Origin of the sequence: Hymenobacter sp. APR13 (assembly GCF_000737515.1) — a bacterium.
Lineage (GTDB): Bacteria > Bacteroidota > Bacteroidia > Cytophagales > Hymenobacteraceae > Hymenobacter.
The window spans coordinates 1,573,026-1,591,752 of record NZ_CP006587.1 but is presented as its reverse complement, the minus strand read 5'-3'; the positions used below and the strand labels follow the sequence as shown (position 1 = coordinate 1,591,752).

16 protein-coding genes are annotated in these 18,727 nt (G+C 63.4%); 5 read left to right on the top strand and 11 right to left on the bottom strand.

The genetic code is table 11. The features are described 5' to 3' along the window. Window positions 1-135: 135 nt before the first annotated feature. Together N008_RS06665 and N008_RS06660 are read right to left on the bottom strand one after the other, a co-directional pair. Window positions 136-1,266 carry a PepSY-associated TM helix domain-containing protein gene (locus tag N008_RS06665; RefSeq protein ID WP_044018406.1) on the bottom strand — a complete coding sequence of 377 codons (1,131 nt, stop codon included), beginning with the start codon at window positions 1,264-1,266 and terminating at the stop codon, window positions 136-138. A 113-nt stretch (window positions 1,267-1,379) separates the two neighbouring features. Continuing rightward, entirely contained in the window at window positions 1,380-3,854 is a 2,475-nt protein-coding gene (locus tag N008_RS06660; RefSeq protein ID WP_044014707.1) for a TonB-dependent receptor, read from the bottom strand. Between the two features lie 192 nt (window positions 3,855-4,046). On the opposite strand from N008_RS06660, the gene N008_RS06655 reads away from it, so the two are divergent. The 3 genes from N008_RS06655 (at window position 4,047) to N008_RS06645 (ending at window position 7,256) form a co-directional block, all read left to right on the top strand. Beyond that, complete coding sequence (locus tag N008_RS06655; RefSeq protein WP_044014705.1) at window positions 4,047-6,227, top strand: prolyl oligopeptidase family serine peptidase; 2,181 nt, start codon at window positions 4,047-4,049, stop codon at window positions 6,225-6,227. 170 nt (window positions 6,228-6,397) lie between these two features. Next, the gene (locus tag N008_RS06650) at window positions 6,398-6,619 is read left to right on the top strand and encodes a hypothetical protein (protein ID WP_044014703.1); all 222 of its coding nucleotides are present in this window, start codon (window positions 6,398-6,400) and stop codon (window positions 6,617-6,619) included. 130 nt (window positions 6,620-6,749) lie between these two features. Continuing rightward, window positions 6,750-7,256 (top strand): GNAT family N-acetyltransferase, encoded by a 507-nt coding sequence (locus N008_RS06645; protein WP_044014701.1) that lies wholly within the window; start codon window positions 6,750-6,752, stop codon window positions 7,254-7,256. A 124-nt stretch (window positions 7,257-7,380) separates the two neighbouring features. On the opposite strand, the gene N008_RS06640 is transcribed toward N008_RS06645, so the two are convergent. From N008_RS06640 to N008_RS06600, 9 genes are all read right to left on the bottom strand, one after another. Next, window positions 7,381-7,683 carry a DUF4286 family protein gene (locus tag N008_RS06640; protein ID WP_044014699.1) on the bottom strand — a complete coding sequence of 101 codons (303 nt, stop codon included), beginning with the start codon at window positions 7,681-7,683 and terminating at the stop codon, window positions 7,381-7,383. Window positions 7,684-7,847: 164 nt separating this feature from the next. Next, window positions 7,848-8,297, bottom strand: a complete 450-nt coding sequence (locus N008_RS06635; RefSeq protein ID WP_052381277.1) for a DUF6526 family protein — start codon at window positions 8,295-8,297, stop codon at window positions 7,848-7,850. Window positions 8,298-8,394: 97 nt separating this feature from the next. Then, window positions 8,395-8,775: a hypothetical protein gene (locus N008_RS06630; RefSeq protein ID WP_044014697.1), complete on the bottom strand. Its 381-nt coding sequence runs from the start codon at window positions 8,773-8,775 to the stop codon at window positions 8,395-8,397. Window positions 8,776-8,844: 69 nt separating this feature from the next. Next, complete coding sequence (locus N008_RS06625) at window positions 8,845-10,092, bottom strand: MFS transporter (RefSeq protein WP_044014695.1); 1,248 nt, start codon at window positions 10,090-10,092, stop codon at window positions 8,845-8,847. A gap of 164 nt (window positions 10,093-10,256) precedes the next feature. Continuing rightward, a complete protein-coding gene (locus tag N008_RS06620) occupies window positions 10,257-11,210 on the bottom strand; it encodes a cation diffusion facilitator family transporter (protein WP_071884495.1) in 954 nt (317 codons plus the stop codon). Window positions 11,211-11,284: 74 nt separating this feature from the next. Next, a complete protein-coding gene (locus N008_RS06615) occupies window positions 11,285-13,735 on the bottom strand; it encodes a TonB-dependent receptor (protein ID WP_044018403.1) in 2,451 nt (816 codons plus the stop codon). A gap of 416 nt (window positions 13,736-14,151) precedes the next feature. Further along, window positions 14,152-14,721, bottom strand: a complete 570-nt coding sequence (locus tag N008_RS06610) for a hypothetical protein (RefSeq protein ID WP_044014694.1) — start codon at window positions 14,719-14,721, stop codon at window positions 14,152-14,154. Between the two features lie 51 nt (window positions 14,722-14,772). Next, the gene (locus tag N008_RS06605) at window positions 14,773-17,181 is read right to left on the bottom strand and encodes a TonB-dependent receptor (RefSeq protein WP_052381276.1); all 2,409 of its coding nucleotides are present in this window, start codon (window positions 17,179-17,181) and stop codon (window positions 14,773-14,775) included. 147 nt (window positions 17,182-17,328) lie between these two features. Then, complete coding sequence (locus N008_RS06600; RefSeq protein WP_044014692.1) at window positions 17,329-17,670, bottom strand: hypothetical protein; 342 nt, start codon at window positions 17,668-17,670, stop codon at window positions 17,329-17,331. A 264-nt stretch (window positions 17,671-17,934) separates the two neighbouring features. Between N008_RS06600 and N008_RS23030 the strand changes: the two genes are divergently transcribed. Together N008_RS23030 and N008_RS06595 are read left to right on the top strand one after the other, a co-directional pair. Further along, on the top strand, window positions 17,935-18,102 hold the full coding sequence (locus N008_RS23030) for a hypothetical protein (protein ID WP_156109052.1): 168 nt from the start codon (window positions 17,935-17,937) through the stop codon (window positions 18,100-18,102). A 153-nt stretch (window positions 18,103-18,255) separates the two neighbouring features. Continuing rightward, a complete protein-coding gene (locus N008_RS06595) occupies window positions 18,256-18,708 on the top strand; it encodes a hypothetical protein (protein WP_156109050.1) in 453 nt (150 codons plus the stop codon). Window positions 18,709-18,727 lie beyond the last annotated feature (19 nt).

Sequence of the window (18,727 nt, the reverse complement as noted above, 5' to 3'; positions counted from 1 at the left end):
TAGAGACGCAATATTTTGCGTCTCGTCGTTGCTGACGTTGTTCAGATGGCGCAGGACCGGTCGTTCAACGAGGAGACGCAAAATATTGCGTCTCTACATCGTTTATGGCTAACTCAAACAGCTGCTGAATCAGAATTATACTGCCTGCAGCCGCGGCTTCTTCTTGGTTTTGTGGCGTCGGCCCCACCAGATGATGGTGCCGGTGACGGGCAGGCTGGCGCAGATCAAACTCACCAGAAAGGCCACGAGCTTGCCGCCGAAACCCAGGATCTGGCCCACGTGCAGGTCGTAGTTCATGTCGGAGAGCTTGGTGCCGGCGCTTTTGGTGTTGTGGAAACGAGACTCCAGCAGCTGGCCCGAAACGGGGTGGAAGGCGTACTCGTCGCGGTGGTAGTAGTGCAGGGCTTTCCGGTAGGTCCAGCAGAAGGCGGGGTCCTTGCCCGTGCCGGTGGGGCCCAGCAGAATCATCTCGTGGTCGGGGGAGAGGCGACGCGCCGTGCGGTACACGATATCCGGCAGGGGCTGGGGCGCGGCGGTGGCGGGCTGCAGGGTGTCGAGCTTGGTTTTCATGATTTCCTGGGGGGCCGGCCGGCCGCCATCCACGGCCAGCACCAGCGGCTCCAGCAGCCACGGATACAGCATAAACAGCCCCGACAGCGCCAGCACCAGCCCGATGCTGGCCGCGTAGAAGCCCAGCACGTTGTGCAAATCGTAGTTCACGCGCCGCCAGCGGGCCCCCCACTTGATGGTGAAGCGTTGCTTGCGTTCCTGCTTGCGCTTGGGCCACCACAGCACCAGGCCCGTGAGCAGCATCACCACGAATACGCTCACACCGCCGCCTACCACCCACTTGGCTATGGCCTCGGGCAGCAGCAGGTGCATGTGGATTTCCTGCACGATGGTGAAGAAGTGCGTGCGCAAATCTTGCTCGTGCAACACCCGGCCGGTGTAGGGGTTCAGGTACACCTGCGTGGGCACACCACTCTTATCCGTAAAAAACACGGTAGCCGAGCGCTCCGGCCCGAAGTACGTGACCCAGGTGGAAGCGGCATCTACGCCCGGGTGCCCGGCCAGCGCCGCCGCCTGCAGCTGCGAAGGCAGCACGTAGGCCTTACGCTGGACCTCCACCTTGCGCCACGGCTCCGTCAGGTCCCGGATGTCGTCCTGAAACACGAAAATGGCCCCCGTCAAACTCACGATGAACACAATCAGCCCCGAGGCCAGCCCCAGCCACAGGTGCAGCTTTCCGACAGTTTTCTTGAACATGTTCATAGTGAGGCGGAAAACAACTGTCATTCCGAGCGAAGCGAGGAATCTGTGTTTACTTTTTGATGAGTACGCCAGATTCCTCGCTTCGCTCGGAATGACAGGTCATAGATTTAAAACTTATACGCCACGCTGCCCACCACGCTGCGCACTTTCTGCGCGTTCATGGTGGAGTAGCCGATCCAGTACTGCTGGTTGGTGAGGTTATCAACCTTGGCCGAGATGCGGAAACGGGGCTGGTCGTAGAACACCGAGGCGTTGAGCACGGTGTAGCTGGGCAGCGTAAACACGTTGGTGCCGGTATTCACGATTTTGTTGTCGCTGGCGTAGTTGCCGCCGACGCCCAGGCCCAGGCCCTGCACCGGGCCGGCAGGCAGGCGGTAGCTCAGCCACAGGTTGGCCAGGTACGGCGAGCCGGCCGTGGCGGGGCGGCGGCCGTTTACGCCTTCCTCAGCGCGGGTCAGCTTGGATTCGTTGTAGCTGAACCCGGCCACGGCGTTGAAACCCTCGAACGGGTTGGCTACCACGTTCAGCTCCAGGCCCTGGCTGCGCTGGGTGCCGTCCTGGGTTTGGGCGAACTTGGCGGCGGCTTCCAGGCGCGGATCAGTGCGCAGCAGGTTATCCACCCGGATGGCGTAGTAGCTCAGGGTGGTGGTCAGCTTGCCGGCGAAGGCATCCAGCTTCACGCCGCCTTCCCACTGGTTGGCCTGTTCCAGCCGCGCCGTGCGCAGCTCGGTGCTGTCGGGTAGGGCGGCCGTGTTGTAGGCGCGGTAGGAGCCGGGGCTGCGGAAGCTGTTCTGGTAGTTGGCAAACACCGATACCTTGTCCTTTACCGGCTGATACACCACGCCAAACTTCGGCGACACGGCCGTTTGCTTGAATGGCTGCACCGCGCCGCCCACCAAACCGCCCTTGTTCTCAAACCGATCCACACGCACGGCGGCCAGCACGCTCAGCTGCTCCGTGAGGTTGAGCACATCGGAGGCAAAGGCGCTGTAGGTGGTGAGCTGGGTGGTGATGGGGTAGGTAAAGTCAGGCGGGCCGGCCGCGTACTGCGCCGCCAGCGCCCGGCCGTTGAAATCGGTGTAGGCCTGGCTGCCCAGCCCCAGCGCCACCGGCGCGCCAAACACGCTGCCGAAGAACGTCTGCTGGTTGTCCACGTTCAGGTAGTCGAGGCCCAGCACCACGCGGTTGCGCAGGCCCGCCACCTGAAAGTCGCCGTTGAAGAGCTGCTGTACCTCCGTCGTGAAGGCCCGGCTGTCGCGCGTCGATTGGTCGGCGCGGCTCAGGAAGTTGGTGCTGCCCAGGCGCGTGGGGTCGCCGGAGCTGAGGCTGTCGGCAATGGGCGTCACGTAGAAGTAGGCCCCGAAGCCTTCGGAAAAGCTGCGGCTGTGCGTGAAGTTGGTGGACGACGTGAAGCCCGGCGCCAGCTGGTAGTTCACCTGCGCGAAGTAGTTGGAGCTGCGCGAGTCCAGACTCAGCCCGTTGCCCAGGTACGACTGCCGGTAATCCAGCCCCAGCTCCTTAGGCTGCGAGGCCTGCAAGGCACTAGTCGGGAAGTAGAAGAAAATAAGCTGCTTGCCCACGCCCTGGTTGCGGTACAGCTCGGCATCCAGGTTGATGGTGAGGCGCTCGGTGGGCTTGTAGGTGAGGGTCGGGGCAATGGCCAGGCTCTTGTCGAAACCCTGGAAGCCGCGATTCTGGAAGTTGCGCTCGTACTGGCCGGCCGTGTTCAGGCGCAGCAGCACCTTTTTCTGCTTGTCGAGCGGCGTGTTTACGTCGGCGCTCAGGCGCTGCAGCCCGAAGCTGCCCGCCGAGTACGCCACCTCGCCCCCAAACTGATCGTAGGCCTTCTTCGTGACGCGGTTGATGAGGCCGCCGTAGGAGGTCAGCGCGCTGCCAAACAGCGTCGCCGACGGCCCTTTGATGACTTCCAGCTTCTCCAGGTTCGCCGCGTCGATGCTGCTGGTCACGCCGCCGGCCACACCGTTGCGCAGCTGGCTCTGGGTGATGTAGCCGCGCAGGTTGTAGTAGCTGCCGCCGTCGCCGGCGCGGCCCGTGGCTTCCCACATGCGCTGCAAACCCGGCACGTTGCGGGTGGCGTCGTCGGCCGTGAACACCAGCTGCTCGGTGAGCAGCTCCTTGCCCACAGTGGCGTACACCTGCGGATTCTCCAGGTTGCTGAGCGGCATCTTGCTCACGTACTCCGACTGCTTGCGGGCAAACTTGTTGGTGCGGCTACCGCTCACCACCACTTCCTGCAGCTGCTGAGCACTTTCCGTGAGCGTGAAGTCGGCGCTGGTGGTCTGGCCGGCTGCCACGGTCACCGTCCGCTCGTCGCCCTTCAGCCCGATGGCCGAAATCACCAGCGTGTACTGCCCCGGCCGCACCCGCTCCAGCACAAATTCGCCCTGGCTGTTGGTGATGGTGCCCTGGCCGCGGCCCTTCAGTCCCACCGTTACGGCCTCGGCCGGGCGGCCGTCGGCCGTGGTAACGCGGCCCCGGATGGCGGCGGTTTGCTGGGCTTGCGCCACCAGGGCGCAGGTGGCGAGGGTAGAAGTCAGGCCCAGCAGGCGAAGATTCAGCATGGTGTGTTTCTTTAGAATCAGTCCAGATTGCTGCAAAGGAACGCCTGAAAATCTATTTAGAAAAATTCTTAATAAAAATATGTTGCTACAGACAAGCCGACAGGCTTGGTGAAACCTTAAAGAATCTGCGGCTGCCGGCCAATCTGTAGCATCTGTGATTATCTTCGGCGCTTCTCCCGCTATTCCCATCCTATGCAGAAATTTGTTCTTCCCGTAGTAGCCCTGGCGGCGCTGGCCTCGTGCCGCTCCACCCAGTCGAAGGCCCCCGGGGCCGGCGCTGCTACCGTTTCTACCATTACTTCCGCTCCCGTGCAATACCCCGACACCAAGAAAGTCGACCACAAGGACGACTACTTCGGTACTTCCGTGGCCGACCCCTACCGCTGGCTCGAAGACCTCGACTCGCCCGACACCAAGGCCTGGGTGACGGCCGAAAACAAGGTTACCTTCGGCTACCTCCAGCAGATTCCGTTCCGCGACAAAATCCGGGAGCGGCTCACCACGCTCTGGAACTACGAAAAATTCGGGATTCCGCAGCAGGAGGGCAGTCAGCTCTACTTCAGCAAAAACGACGGCCTGCAGAACCAGGCGGTGCTCTACACCCAGCAGGACGGCGCCGAAGGCCAGCCCGATGTGCTGCTCGACCCCAACAAGTTCTCGGCTGACGGCACCACGGCCCTGGCCGGCACCTACTTCTCCAACGACCACCGCTACATGGCCTACGCCACCAGCGGCGGCGGCTCCGACTGGCAGAAGCTGAAGGTGCTCGACCTGAAAACCCGCCAGCCGCTCGCCGATGAGTTGCAGTGGGTGAAGGTATCGGGCGCGGCTTGGTACAAGGACGGCTTCTTCTACAGCCGCTACGATGCCCCGAAGAAGGGCGAAAACCAGTTGTCCGGCAAAAACGAGTACCATAAGGTGTACTACCACCAGCTCGGCAAGCCTCAGAGCGCCGACAAGCTGGTGTACGAAGACCCCAAAATGGCCCTGGGCTTCCGCACCGTGGGCACCACCGAGGACGAGCGGTTCCTGGTGCTGTACCTCACCGATGGCAAAGCCGACGGCAACCGCCTGCTGGTGCGCGACCTGACCGACCCCAAGCAGGCCAATAGCTTCACCACTATCATTAACAGCTACGAGCAGAATAACTCGGTGGTAGGCAACGTGGGCGGGCAACTGCTGGTGCAAACCAACTACAAGGCCCCCAACTACCGCGTGGTGCTCATCGACCCAAAAAGGCCCGAGGAGGCCAACTGGAAAGAGGTATTGCCCCAGACCGAGCAGAAGCTGGAAGGCGTGGACCACGTGGGCGGCTACTTGGTGGCCTCGTACCTGAAAGATGCCAGCAGCCTGATTAAGGTGTATACCGAAACCGGCGAGTTCAAGCACGATGTGGCCCTGCCGGCCATCGGCACGGCCAGCGGCTTCGGTGGCAAGCGCGACTCGAAGTCGGTGTACTACGCCTTCACCTCGTTCACGTACCCGACCACCATCTATAAGTACGACCTCGCCTCGAACACCAGCACCGTGTTCCGCGCCCCCACCGTGGACGTGAAGCCCCAGGACTACGTGACCACCCAGGTGTTCTACGCCAGCAAGGACGGCACCAAGATTCCGATGTTTATCACCCACAAGAAAGGGGTGAAGCTCAACGGCCAGAACCCGACCTACCTGTACGCTTATGGCGGCTTTAATATCTCGCTCACGCCGGGCTTCTCGGTGGCGCGTATGCTGTGGCTGGAAAACGGCGGTATCCTGGCCATTCCGAACCTGCGGGGCGGCGGCGAGTACGGCGAAAAGTGGCACCAGGCCGGCATGACGCCCAACAAGCAGAACGTGTTCGACGACTTTATTGCGGCCGCCGAGTACCTGAAAGTGCAGGGCTATACCAGCACCGAGAAGCTGGCCATGGCCGGCGGCTCCAACGGCGGCCTGCTGGTGGGCGCCACCATGACCCAGCGCCCCGACCTGTGCGGCGTGGCCTTCCCGGCCGTGGGCGTGATGGACATGCTGCGCTACCAGAAGTTCACCATCGGCTGGAACTGGGCCCCCGAGTACGGCACCAGTGACAACTATGCGCAGTTCCAGAACCTCTACAAGTTCTCGCCCCTGCACACGCTGAAGCCCGGCACCACCTACCCAGCCACCATGATTACCACCGCCGACCACGACGACCGGGTAGTGCCCGCGCACTCCTTTAAGTTTGCCGCCGCCCTGCAGGCCGCCAACGCCGGCCCCAAGCCCCAACTCATTCGAGTAGATGTAAATGCCGGCCACGGTGCCGGCAAAAGCACCAAGCTCCAAATCGAGGAGTGGGCCGACGTGTGGTCTTTCGCCTTCTACAACATGGGCGTGAATCCGTACGGCAAGTAGAACGTCATGCAGAGCGAAGCGAAGCATCTCGCTAGTGTGGTACAATCACTACACTAGCGAGATGCTTCGCTTCGCTCTGCATGACGTTGTATTTTGGTAATGCATCACAAACTGCTTCGTATCTTCGCGGCCGCAACGCTCGTAATTGCTTCTGACTTTCTGCTTTTTATATGAAAAAAACGCTCCTTTTCGGTCTGTTGGCCGGCTCGCTGATGCTGTCTGCCACGTCTTGCAGCAACCCCGATTACAAAACTGACGAAAACGTGACCGTAAAGCCGCTCGAGTATCCGGCTCCGGCCGACACGACCGGCGGCAAAGTAGACCCCGCTAACCGCGAGATAAACGCCCTGAACGCCACCGAGGATATCAAGAAGATGCAACCGGTGATGTAATTGCCGTGAGCAATGAATAGTGAGGAATGAGCAACGGCCCCGGGCTGTTGCTCATTTTTCTTTCCGGAAACGCGCAGCAGGCCTCACCAGCCCCCGTACCTTCACCACTCACCACTCACCACTCACTACCATGAACATCCGCCGGGGCCGGGAGGCCGATTTGCCGCAGGTGCTGGCCCTGATTCAGGAGCTGGCCGAATACGAGAAAGCGCCGCAGGAAGTAACCAACACGCTGGCCGACATGCAGCGCGACGGATTCGGCCCGGAGCCGATTTTCAAGTTCTTCGTGGCCGAAGACGCGGCCGGCGTCATCATCGGCATTGCGCTGTACTACACCGCCTACTCCACCTGGAAAGGCCGCATGCTGTTCTTGGAAGACCTGGTAGTCACCGAAAACCAGCGCGGCACCGGCCTGGGCCGCCAGCTGTTTGATGCCGTAGTAGCCGAAGCCCGGCAAACGGGCGCCAACCGCATGAAGTGGCAGGTACTGAAATGGAACGAGCCCGCCATCGGCTTCTACAAAAAGCTGGGCGCCAACCTCGACCCCGAGTGGGACAACGGCAACCTCAGCCACGAGCAGCTCCACGCCTACGCCTGCCACCCGGCCGCGGAAGCTGCCGTGCAGCAAGGAGAGTAAACGCAAAACGGCTGTCATTCCGAACGAAATGAGGAATCTGAGTTGAACTCTCCAGCAAGCAGGAGAAGCCCAGATTCCTCACTCCGTTCGGAATGACAGCCGTTCTGTTATCAATCGGGCCAGACTAGCCCAGCACTTCCAGCATAGTGCGGAAGGAGGCGTAGCGGCCACCGAAGTGCTTTTCCATCTCCTGGATCAGGCCGGGGGCGGCCAGCTGCTGGTACTCTTCCAGCTGCTCCAGGCTCACGCAGTAGTACTGCGAGGCATAGGTGATGCCGTTGTCTTCCTCGTTGAGCAGCCGGCAGAGCTGGCTTTTCACGAAGAAGCCGGTCGCCATTACCTCCGGCATGTGGGTCTGCTGCATATACGACACCCACTGATCTTCGATTTCCGGATCGAGGCTGGTCGTGACGTTGTATAGAATCATGGTTGTTAGGGTCTTGGGGGCTTAGGGTCTTGGATGATGTGCTGCTGGCCAGCTTTCGGATCTACTCGATGATGATTGTTGACCGCCACGTGCGAAAAGGCCTAACGCAAAAGTCGGCCAAAAAATCCAAGTCCCTAAGCTCCCAAGACCCCAAGACCCCAACATCACACCCGAAGATGGTCGAAATGGAAGTCGCGGATGCGGGCCTGAATATCTTTGGAGCTGAGCTTTTCGCGGATGGCGGCCTGCGTGAGCTCGGCCAGCTCGGCGTCGCCGGCGAAGCGCAGGGCCAGGATCTGGCTGAGCTGGAGCTGGTTTTCCAGGGGGCGCAGGCTCTGGCCGGTCACCTCAAAGTAACGCTGGCGCACTTCCAGCCGAATCAGGCGGTCCTGCAGTTGCAGGGCGTAGTGCTGGCGCAGCATCACCAACACGCCCAGGCCTACCACGGCCAGCGCCATCACCGTGAACCACAGGCGCGAAATCTCCGAGTCTTCGCCGGACACGCCCAGGTAGCGCCGGATGCCGTAGCCAGCCAGAATGAGGGCGGCCGGCAGCAGCACGAAATGGTGCCACGGGTAGAGCATGGGGGTGTTTTTGGTAGGTTGATTGGCCATAAAAGGGGGCGTGTGGAAAGGTGATTCTGAAAGGAAAACAAGAAAAAAACTCCTGCCGGAAGCAGGAGTTTTTGGGTAGATCAGCTGGAAGCTGCGCTTACATGCCAGACGATTTTTTGGCTTCACGCGCTTTACGCTTTTCGTCGCGCATAGCCGTTTTGGCGGCGCTTTCCTGGCGGCGGGCTTCCTTGGCGGTAGCCTGCTGGCGCTTAAGCTCCAGCTTCTGCTCTTTCATCTGGCGCTTCTGCTCCCGCATGGCGTTCTGCTGGTCGCGCATTTGGGCCTTGGTGTTGTCGACGCTGCCAGCGGTGGCAGCGCGCTCCTGCTTGCGGGCATCGAGGGCGGCTTTGGCTTCGGCGGCGCGCTGCTGCTGCATCTGCAGGCGCATTTGCGTCGAGTCGGGGGCCGTTTGGGCCTGCGCGTGGGAGGCGGGCAGGGCTAGGGCGGCAACGGCCAGGATGGCAACTATCTTTTTCATAGTAAGGGGCGGAAGTCGAAATGAAATCCGCGCCTTGTACGCGCACTAGAAGCCAAAGTTGAGCTGGTGCTAATCTTCCACGAAGTCCAGATCCTTGCCGAAGCTCTCCGGTAAGCTGCTCACGGCCCAAAACGCCACCACCAACGACACCAGCCCCAGCACGGCGGCGCTGCCCAGCAGCCCCAGCGGCCCGCGCAGCGCCTGAAACAGCGGCACGAGCACAATCACGGAGCCACGCGCGAAGTTGGGGGCCGTAGTAGCCACGGTAGCGCGCAGGTTGGTGCCGAACTGCTCGGCGGCCACCGTTACGAACAAAGCCCAGAAGCCCACCGAAATGCCCAGCACGAAGCAGGCCACGTAGAAAATGGTGGGCGTAGCGCCCTTCAACGCAAACAGGTACACGGCCACCATTAGGCCGCAGAACACCAGAAACAGCTGCAGCGCCCGGTTGCGGCTGCGCAGCACCTGGCTGAGCGTGCCGCTGGCGAAGTCGCCGAACACCAGCCCGAAGTAGCACCAGAACACGCCCAGGCCAGCCGTCACGGGCCCCGTAATGCCTAGCTCTGCCCCGAACTCGGGCGCCAGTGTAATCAGAATGCCTACCACAAACCACAGCGGCACCCCAATCAGCAGGCACTTGGCGTAGCGCGCCAGCCGGGCCCGGTTGGTGAACAGGGCAAAGAAGTTGCCGCGCTCCACGTCACTCTTTTTGGTTTGCTCAAACATGCCCGACTCGTACACGCCCACCCGCAACGCCAGCAGCGCCAAACCCAGCCCGCCGCCCACGAAATAGGCGTTGCGCCAGCCAAATTTGGCGCCTACCCAATAGGCCAGCATAGCGCCCGATACGCCCACGGTGGCCACAATCATGGTGCCGTAGCCGCGCTTTTCCTTGGGCAGGGTTTCCGATACCAGCGTGATGCCCGCGCCCAACTCCCCGGCCAGCCCGATACCGGCAATCAGCCGCAGCCAGGCGTATTGCTCCACGCTTTGCACGAAGCCGTTGGCAATGTTGGCCAGCGAATAAATCAGAATGGACCCGAATAACACCGACAAGCGCCCCTTCTTGTCGCCCAGAATGCCCCACAGCACGCCACCCAGCAGCATACCGCCCATCTGCATGTTGATGAGGTAGAGGCCCTGGTTGGTGACGGCCTCCTTGGCCGTAATGCCCAGCTCGTTGAGGCTCTCCACGCGCACGATGCTGAACAGAATCAGGTCGTAGATGTCGACGAAGTAGCCCAGGGCGGCCACCACCACAATGGCGCTCAGCAGGCCGGTGGTTTTGGGGGGAGAGGAAGTAGGATGGGAATTCATGCGGGAAAGGGAATTAGGGCCCGCAGATTACGAAGATTTACCGTCATCCTGCGCGGATCGACGGCCCTGACAGTGTAGAGACACGTACTCGCGTTTAGCCGTCGAACGACCGGAACGGCACCGCCTAAACAGCATCCCCAACGACGAGACGCGAATACGCGTCTCTACACCGTTTCGGCTTCTGCCACCTGCTCGTCGCAGCAGCCGTGGGCGCCCATCAGCGGGAATTCGTCTTCCAGTTGCACGGTGCAGTGGCGGATGTTGAACTCGTGGAGTAAATCGTGCTGCAGTTCGCGCAGGAACTGGTTGCCGTTGGTGGCACCGGGGCGCACGAGGTGAACGGTCAGGGCCGTGTCCTGGGTGCTGAGGGGCCAGATGTGCAGGTCGTGGAGGGCCGTGACACCGGGGCGGGCCAGCAGAAACTGCCGCACCGCCGCCACCTCAATGCCGGCCGGCGCCGCCTGCAGGCCTAGCTGCACGGTTTCGCGCAGCAGCCCCCACGAGCCGAAGCCCACCACCGCCAGAATCACGAAGCTGATGGCCGGATCGAGCCAGAGCCAGTCGGTGAAGTACACCAGCGCCCCGCCCACCACCACGCCCACCGACACCAGCATATCCGTCAGCATGTGCAGATAGGCGCCGCGCACGTTCACGTCGCCCTTCTGCCCGCTCCGAAACAGCCAGGCCGTGAAGCCATTGATGAGGATGCCCAGCCCGGCCAGCGTCATCACCACCGGCCCGTTCACCGGAGCCGGGTGGCGCAAATGGTCGATGGTGTCCCACAGAATAAAGCCCAGGGCCAGATACAGCAGCGCCGCGTTCAGCAAAGCGGCCTGAATGGTGGCGCCTCTGTAGCCATAGGTGAACCGCTCGGCGGCGCGCTGCCGGGCTAGCAGCGTAGCGCCCCAGGCCAGGGCCAGGCTCAGCACGTCGCTCAGGTTGTGGCCCGCATCGGAGAGCAGGGCCGAGGAATTGGCCCACAGCCCGCCGGCGGCCTCGCCGGCCACAAACAGCAGGTTCAGGACAATGCCCCAGCCAAACGCCCGGCTAAAATTGCCATCGGCGGGCGGACCGTGGTGATGGTGGGCGTGGTCGTGGCCGGCGTGGTCGTGGGGCATGGGAGGATTTTGCGCAGTGGTTTACCGTAGACAGTAGCGCGAACTTTGTAGTTCGCGCTACTGCTCGTGCTAACTTACTTAAACGACAACGGCACAATCAGTTTCACGCTCAGGTTGCGGCCCATGTTGAACACGCCCTGCCGGCCGGTGGCGTAGTTGATGGCCGTGTATTTCAGGCGGCTAAGGTGGTTCTGGTACGCCACGTCGAACACGTTGTTTAGCGTCAGGTACACCGAAAACAGCGTTTTGTCTTTGGCGTTGGTCAGGTCGGAGCCCAGGCCCAGGTTCACGAGGGTGTAGCCCGGTGTGCGGGTTTCGGTGTCGAAGGCTGAGAAGATGCGGTTCTGCTGGAAGTTGTGCTCCACGGTGCCGCGGGCGTAGAGGTTGCGCAGCCGCGAGGTGCCCACCTTGCTGAAGTTCACCCGTAGCTCCGACTGCAGCCGGTCGGCCGGGATGAAGGGCAGGCGTTGCTGGCCTTCGGGCTGGTCGAACTGCAGCGCCCGCACCATGGAGAAGCTGTTTTCGAAGTGCAGCCAGTCGAGCGGGTGGGGGTGCAGGTCGAGGCTGACTTCACCGCCGGCCAGCCGCGCGTCGCCCTGCCCGTAGCGGAACACCCGGTCGCCTTCCACCGACACCGAATCCTGGCCGGTGGGCGTGCTTAAAGCCCGCGGGAAGATGTAGTTGCTGATCTGGTTGCGGAACACATCAGCCGACAAGCTCACGTGGTCCGACACGAAGCTCAGGCCGCCATCCACCTGCAGGCTGGTTTCGGCCCGCAGGTCAGGCTCCCCGATTTCGTAGCGCACGGTGCCCTCGTGGATGCCATTGGAGCCCAGTTCGGCAATGTTGGGCGCCCGGAAGCCGCGGGCCACGTTGGCTTTCAGCAGCCACTTGTCGTTGAAATTGTAGGCCCCGCCCACGCTGCCGCTCACGTTGCGGAAGGTGCTCCGGAAGCCGGCAAACTTGGTTTCGCCCTGGCCGGCGGGCACCGGCTGCTCGTCGTCGTTGAGGTACAGCGCATCGGCCGTGATGCGGCGCGCATCGTAGCGCAGGCCGCCGCTGAGGTCCAGCTTGCCGAAGCTCTTTTTGGTGACGCCGAACAGGCCGCCGTCGAGCAGGCGGTAGGCCGGAATCAGGAATTCCACGCCCTTGTTCTGGTTTTCCTGCTGCATGCCGCTCACGCCCACGGTGGTGTTCCAGCCGTTCATTTCGGGCAGAAACCAGCGCAAAGCGTAGTCCACGGTGCGCAGCTGGAAGAACAGCGACTTCTCGTAGTAATCAGTGGGGTTGCCGAACTCGCGGCGCAGGTTCTGCTGCCAGCCCACGTTCAGCGTGAGGCGGTGCTGGCCCAGAATGAAGTTGTTGTCGGTGCCGATGCGCAGGTGGTTGATCTGCTGGCGCGGCACGTCCAGGTTGAGCGTGCGCAGGTCGGCGTCGTCGGTAATCACGCCGGCCAGGGCATCCCCACCCAGACTCACGGTCTTCAGAAACCGGCCCGAGGTGGAGTCCCGCTCGCCCTCAATCAGCCCCAGAATCTGGTTGAAGCTGCTGACGGTGAGGTGGGAGTAGCCCCAGCTTTTGTTGAAGCCCACGTAGCCGCTGCCGTTCAGCTCCCGGAAGCCGGAGTTGTACACGCGGCCGTCGTAGCGGTTCTGGTAGGCGCCGGCCACTTTGCCCGAGCCGCGCACCTGCCAGTTCAGGCCGTTGAGGTTGCCGGCATTCCAGAGCGAATAGCCCTGCTGGCGGTTGTTGGTTTGGTAGTTGGCCGCCACCGAGCCCACAATGCGGCCGTCCTCCACCGGGTCGGGCGCCAGGAAGTTGATGACGCCGGCCAGCCCGTCGGAACCATATAATAAGGAGCCAGGCCCCTTGATGATTTCCACCCGGTCGATGCCGAACTCGTCGATTTCGATGCCGTGCTCGTCGCCCCATTGTTGGCCTTCCTGCTTGGCGCCGTTGTTGAGGGTGATGACACGGTTGGCCCCCAGCCCCCGGATAATGGGCTTGCTGATGGCCGCGCCGGTGGTAATCTGGCTGAGGCCGGGCGTGTGCGCAATAGCATCCACGGCGTTGGTGGCCGAGGTCTGGCGCAGGCGCGTCTGGTCCACCACGCTGGTCGGAATGGCCGAGCGGCGCATCTCGGTGCTGGCCGAAACGCCCGTCACAATCACCTGCCCGATTTCGGTTTCGGCGGGCGTGAGGGCTACGTCGAGCGGCTGGCCGCTGCCGGTGTCTACGGTGCGCACCACCGGCGTGTAGCCCACAAAGCGCACCTGCACCAGAAACCGCCCTTTGGGCAGGTTGCCAAACCGGAAGTTGCCGGTGGCATCGGTAGACGTGGCCTGCTTGAGGTCGGAGAAGTACAGCGTGGCGCCGGGCAGGGCCTCGCCGGTGGCTGCATCGGTGATGCGGCCGGTAACAGGCGTAGCCGGGGCCACTGTGCGGGCCGGGCGGGCGGGCGGAGTCTGGGCCAGCACGCTGCCGGCACCCAGCAGACAGCCGGCCGTGAGGAAAGAACGAAGCATAAAAAGCAGGAGTAAGCGCAGGCGAATGAACGGCAAAAGAGCCCGCAGGATGCGTTGGCCCCAAATAAAAGAAGGCTCCGACCACCGGCCGGAGCTTTCCCGTTGTTCTCCACAACCAAACCAGGGAGAAAAGGCGCAGGGCCGTTTGCAGCCAGCCCCGCTATATTTTTTTGGCGATGAGGTGAATGGTGATGAGGTTGAGCGTCATGCAGAGGCGCAGCCGAAGCATCTCGCCCGTACCTCACCCCCCGGCCCCCTCTCCCGTGGAGAGGGGGAGCCAGACGACTAGTTTCAGGTGATACAGTTTTGGGGAATTAGCCCGCTGGCGAGATTCCTCGCAAGCTCGGAATGACGTTCTTCTTTTACCTGTCACCTGTCACCTGTCACCTGTCACCTCATCACCGAAAGCCACCAGCCTACCGCACAGCCGTTGGGAAGGTCACTTCCACGTCGGTGTCGCCGGGGGTGGCGGAGCCGTCTTTGGTGCCAGGCTGGTGGCGCAGCGCGATTTTCAGCGAGCCGGTGGTGCCGGCCGTGTTGGCCGCGCCCGCCACGGCCCGCGTCGCCAGCCCGATTTCCAGGTTCTTGCTGTCACGGTCGGTGCGCGTGATGGTCAGGTTTACGCCGGAAGGCGTGAAGACCAGCAGGTGCTCGTCGGCTTCCTGCTGCACTTCGGCCGTGATGTTCTCGGCCGGCGTTTTGGTTTCGTCCAGCAGCGTTACGGCGCCGGTGTAGGTGGTGCCGGGGGCCAGCACCAGCGTGGCCGGCGAGATGGTCGCGGCCGCGCCGCCGTCGCCGTCCAGGTCGCGGTAGGTGATGGAAACCGGCGTGCCGCCGCCCTGCGGCGTGAGCGTGTAAGTCAGGGTCGTGATTTGCTCGTTGTCTTCGTCGGGCGTCGGGTCGTCATCGTCGTTGCTGCAGGCGCTGAACAGGGGTGCCGCAATCAGCAGAGCCAGCAAGGATTTGGAAAGCAGGGGATTGTGCATGATGCTGAAAAATGAAGGTGGAAAAAAGGGTTGAAAAGCTAGGCAGCAGCCCTAGCGGCGGCTGAATTCGAGCGGCACGCGCACGCGCAGCGTCACGTTGCGGCCCATTTCGTCGGTGAAGTAGCGGTAGCGGTTGAGGTAGTCGCGGTAGCGGTGGTTGAGCAGGTTGGAGCCCGCCACGCTCAGCTCCAGCGGCAGGCGGCCCCAGTGCAGGGTGCCGCCCAGCTCCAGGTTCAGCAGGCCGTAGCCGGCGGGCGGAGCTAGCAGGTCGCGGGCCTCATAGTTGCGGGGCACGCGGGTCTGGCGCGCCACGGCCACGCCGCCCAGCTGGGCGTAGGGGCTGCGCAGGCGCCCGGCCGGGCCAGTCGCGGGCCAGTCGTATCGCACCGATACTTCGGCGCGGTCGGCGGGCATCAGAATCTGCCACTCGTTGGCGCGGGTGTCGCGGGTGCGCACCACCGAGCCTTTCAGGTTCAGCAGCAGTTGCGGCGTGAGCAGGTAGGAGCTGCTCAGATCCAGGCCCCGGAACGTGGCATCGGTCTGCAGAAACTGCCAGCTGATGTGCGCGCCCCGGATGGTCTGGACCAGCGGCAGCAGCGGCACCTGGTAGATGAAGCCCCGGATGCGGTTCTGGTAAACAGTCAGCTCGCCGTTGAAGCGCAGGTTGTGGTGCCAGGTGGCCGTCAGGCCCACGTTGAGGGCCGTTTCGGGCGTGAGCGGGGCGTTGCCGGGCACCAGATCGTTGCCCAGCTCATACATGCCGTTGTGTACTCCGTCGCTGAACCGCTCGTTGGCGGCCGGCGCGCGGCGGGTCAGGCCGGCGTTCAACCCCAGCGTGAGGTGAGCCGAGGCGTCGTAGGTGGCGCCCAGCGAGGCGGCGGGCGTGGTGTACTGAAAGCGGGTGCGGTCCACGAAGAAGGCGCCCGTCGTGTCGCGGTCGGCGCGGCGTACGGCCAGGTCGCGGCGGTCCAGGCGCAGGCCGCCTTCCAGCAGCCAGCGGCCCTGCTGCCACTTTTCAATCAGGAAAGCGCCGCCCGTCAGGTTGGTGTAGAACGGGATGAACTGCCGGCTGCCGGCGGCGTAGCGGTTGGCCTGGTACGTGCCCGACACGCCCACGCTGCCTGTGAAGCCGTGCCAGGGCCGGTGCTCCCACAGCAGCTCCCCGATGCTGGTGCGGTTGGTATAGCTCAGCTCCGGCTTGCCGGCCGCGGCCCGCTCGTCGTTGCGCGGGCGGGACTTGTCGTACTCGTCGCGGAAGTCGGTTTGGTGGCTGAGTGTGAGCTGCAGGCGGCCGGCGTTGCCGGTGCGCACAAAGCCGCTGAGCTTGGCTACGTCGTGGCGCACCTGCTGGTAGGCCCGGATGATGTCGTAGCTGAAGCCGGTGGTTTCCAGCGGCCGTTCGCGGCCCACGGCCAGCAGCAAATCGGACTGGTTGCCGGCGTGGGCGGCCGGCAGAATGCCGATGCGGCTGTTGAACTGGCTGTAGAAAGCCTCCACGCCGTACGCGTCTTTTTTCCAGCCCACGGCCCCGGAGAAGTTGCCTTCCTCGAAGCCCGAATTTTTGAGATAATAGCCCGGCGCGCGCATGGTGCCGGCCTTGCGCAGCGTGCCCTGTGCGCGCCAGCTCAGGGCCGGCAGCTGCCGGAAATTGCCTTCCAGCGTGGCTGAGGCGGCCCCCAGGCCGTTGTTGCTCATGCCCACCAGGTTCAGCTCGCCGCCCACACCGGCCGAGTCGCGCAGCGGTTCGGGCTCCACCAGCACCACGCCGCCAATGGCATCGGAGCCGTAGCGGACGCTGGCCGCGCCCTTCACCACCGTCAATCGGGACGCAATAAACGGGTCGATTTCCGGGCCGTGCTCCACGCCCCACTGCTGGCCTTCCTGACGCACGCCGTTGTTGAGCAGCGTCACGCGGTTGGAATGCAGCCCATGAATCATCGGCTTGAAAATGCCGGGACCGGTCTGGATGGCCGTTACGCCGCTCACGCGCTGCAGCGCTTCGCCCAGGGCCTGGCCGCGGGTTTGCTGCAGGGCCTGGCCGGTGAGGGCCGCCGTGGTCTGGGTAGTGGGCACGGCCAGCCGTTCGCCCCGCACCACGGCCCCGCGCAGCAGCACGGCATCGGGGTGCAGCTGCACGTCGCGCACCACCGGAGCCGTGGTCAGGCGCAGATCCAGCATCTCGGGCGCATAGCCCACAAAGCTGACCTGCACGCGGTAGGTGCCGGGGCACAGCTCCAGGTGGTAGTGGCCGTCGACATCAGTCTGAGTGGCTTGCTGGCTGCCCAGCACCACGAGGGTAGCGCCGGGCAGCGCCGCCCGCGACTCGTGGTCGGCCACGCGCCCGCTGACGGTCAGGGTGCACCCGGGCTGGGCGCTGGCCGCCTGCGCCGCGCGCCACAGAAGCAGCAGCCACAGCCAGCGCCACGCCGCCCCCGGCGCAGCCGGGACACGGAAAAGCATAGGAAAAGAGAAGGAGCCGGTGAGCAACTAAACCGGCCGCCGCCGTGCCTGGCCGTACGCCGGCGGGCAGGGGAGAGGGTCTGGAAAACCAGACGCGGGGCGCTTCGGCAGGCAACGCCGAAGCCGCCCGGGCGGCCACAAACGGGTTTAGCTCAGGCTGGGCGGGCCGCGCAAATCGGCCGGGCGGCACAGATCAGCCCACCAGACGGCTGTTACCGGGGTAGCAACGCTCCGCTCATACACCCGGAAAACCTCGGGCAGCTGCACGGTCGTAGCCAACTGAAATGGCACGTTGCAGAAGTGGTCGACGGCGCAATGCTGGTGCTTAGCACTCAGCAGCGCTTTGTTTTTGAACGACCCCGGCAGCTGCGTGGGCTCCTCGGTGGTGTGTTCGTGGGCGTGCAGGTTCAGCACCCACGCCTCCGGCAGCAGCACCCGCGTAAAGCAGAGCAGCAGCAGTATAGCCAGCCGGGAGCGAAGGGTTTGCATTATGCAACAATGTGTCGAACGAAGGCAAATGTACACGGAAATTTCGATTCAGGTTGCCGCACCGTGGAATTGACCGACCCCGGCCCGCTGCCAATTCACGAAAGCATAACTGCGTGAAAACGTGTGGGCAATATGCCTGCCGGACCTTTGCCGCCAGATTCCATTGCCACTTTGCTCCATGAAAAACCTGACTGCCCGCCTGCTGGTGCGCGTTGCCCAAGTGCTGCGCCCCGCCGCCATTTCTGCCCCCGACGCCCTGTTTGTATGACGAAGAAGCCTTCCTTCGGCTACCGGCCGGCCCGGCAGGGCTACCGCCGCCCCGCCACTGTTTTCCGGGCGGCTGCCCCCGCGCCCGCACCAGCTCGGGCTCTGCCGCCGCCTAGCCCAACGGCCGGCCGTAGCACGGCACCGGAGTGGGCGCTGGCTGCCTGATTTTCTCCACCGACGAAAAGCAGCCGTTCATCCGGATACTGGCCGGAACAGCCGAAAACCCCGGTGCCGCGCCAGGGGCCGCGCTACTTTCGTAGCATCCGAAGCTGCCGGGTTAGGGCAGCGCGGGCGGCTATGCTCTATATCCACGATTCTATGTTGCTGCAGTTGCAGCCCTCTCTTAAGCTGCTACGTTGGCAGTGGCGGGGAGCCATGCAACTGCCAGCCTTTCAGCTGGCGCTCAACCAGCTGCTTAGCTACACGCTCCGCTATGGCGTCACGCACATGCTGGCCGACACCAGCACCATGCCGCCGGTGGGCGCTCAGGAACAGGCGTGGCTGAGCGAGGAATGGCTGCCCCGCGCCCGCACCATGCCGCTGCAGCACGTGGCGCTGGTGCTGCCGGCCAGCCTGCACAACCAGCTGGTGCTGGAAAACGTGGTGCATGACGGCCGCTACTACCTCAATACACAAGTGCACTTCTTCTCCGACGGCCACTCGGCCCTGGACTGGCTAGCCGACAGCGAAGCCGTGGTGGCCGCCATGGAGCAGGAATGGCACAATGGCTGCGCCAGAAGCCAGCCGGAAGGGCAGGCGGCTGGGCGCTAGACGCTGTCAGGATGACAGC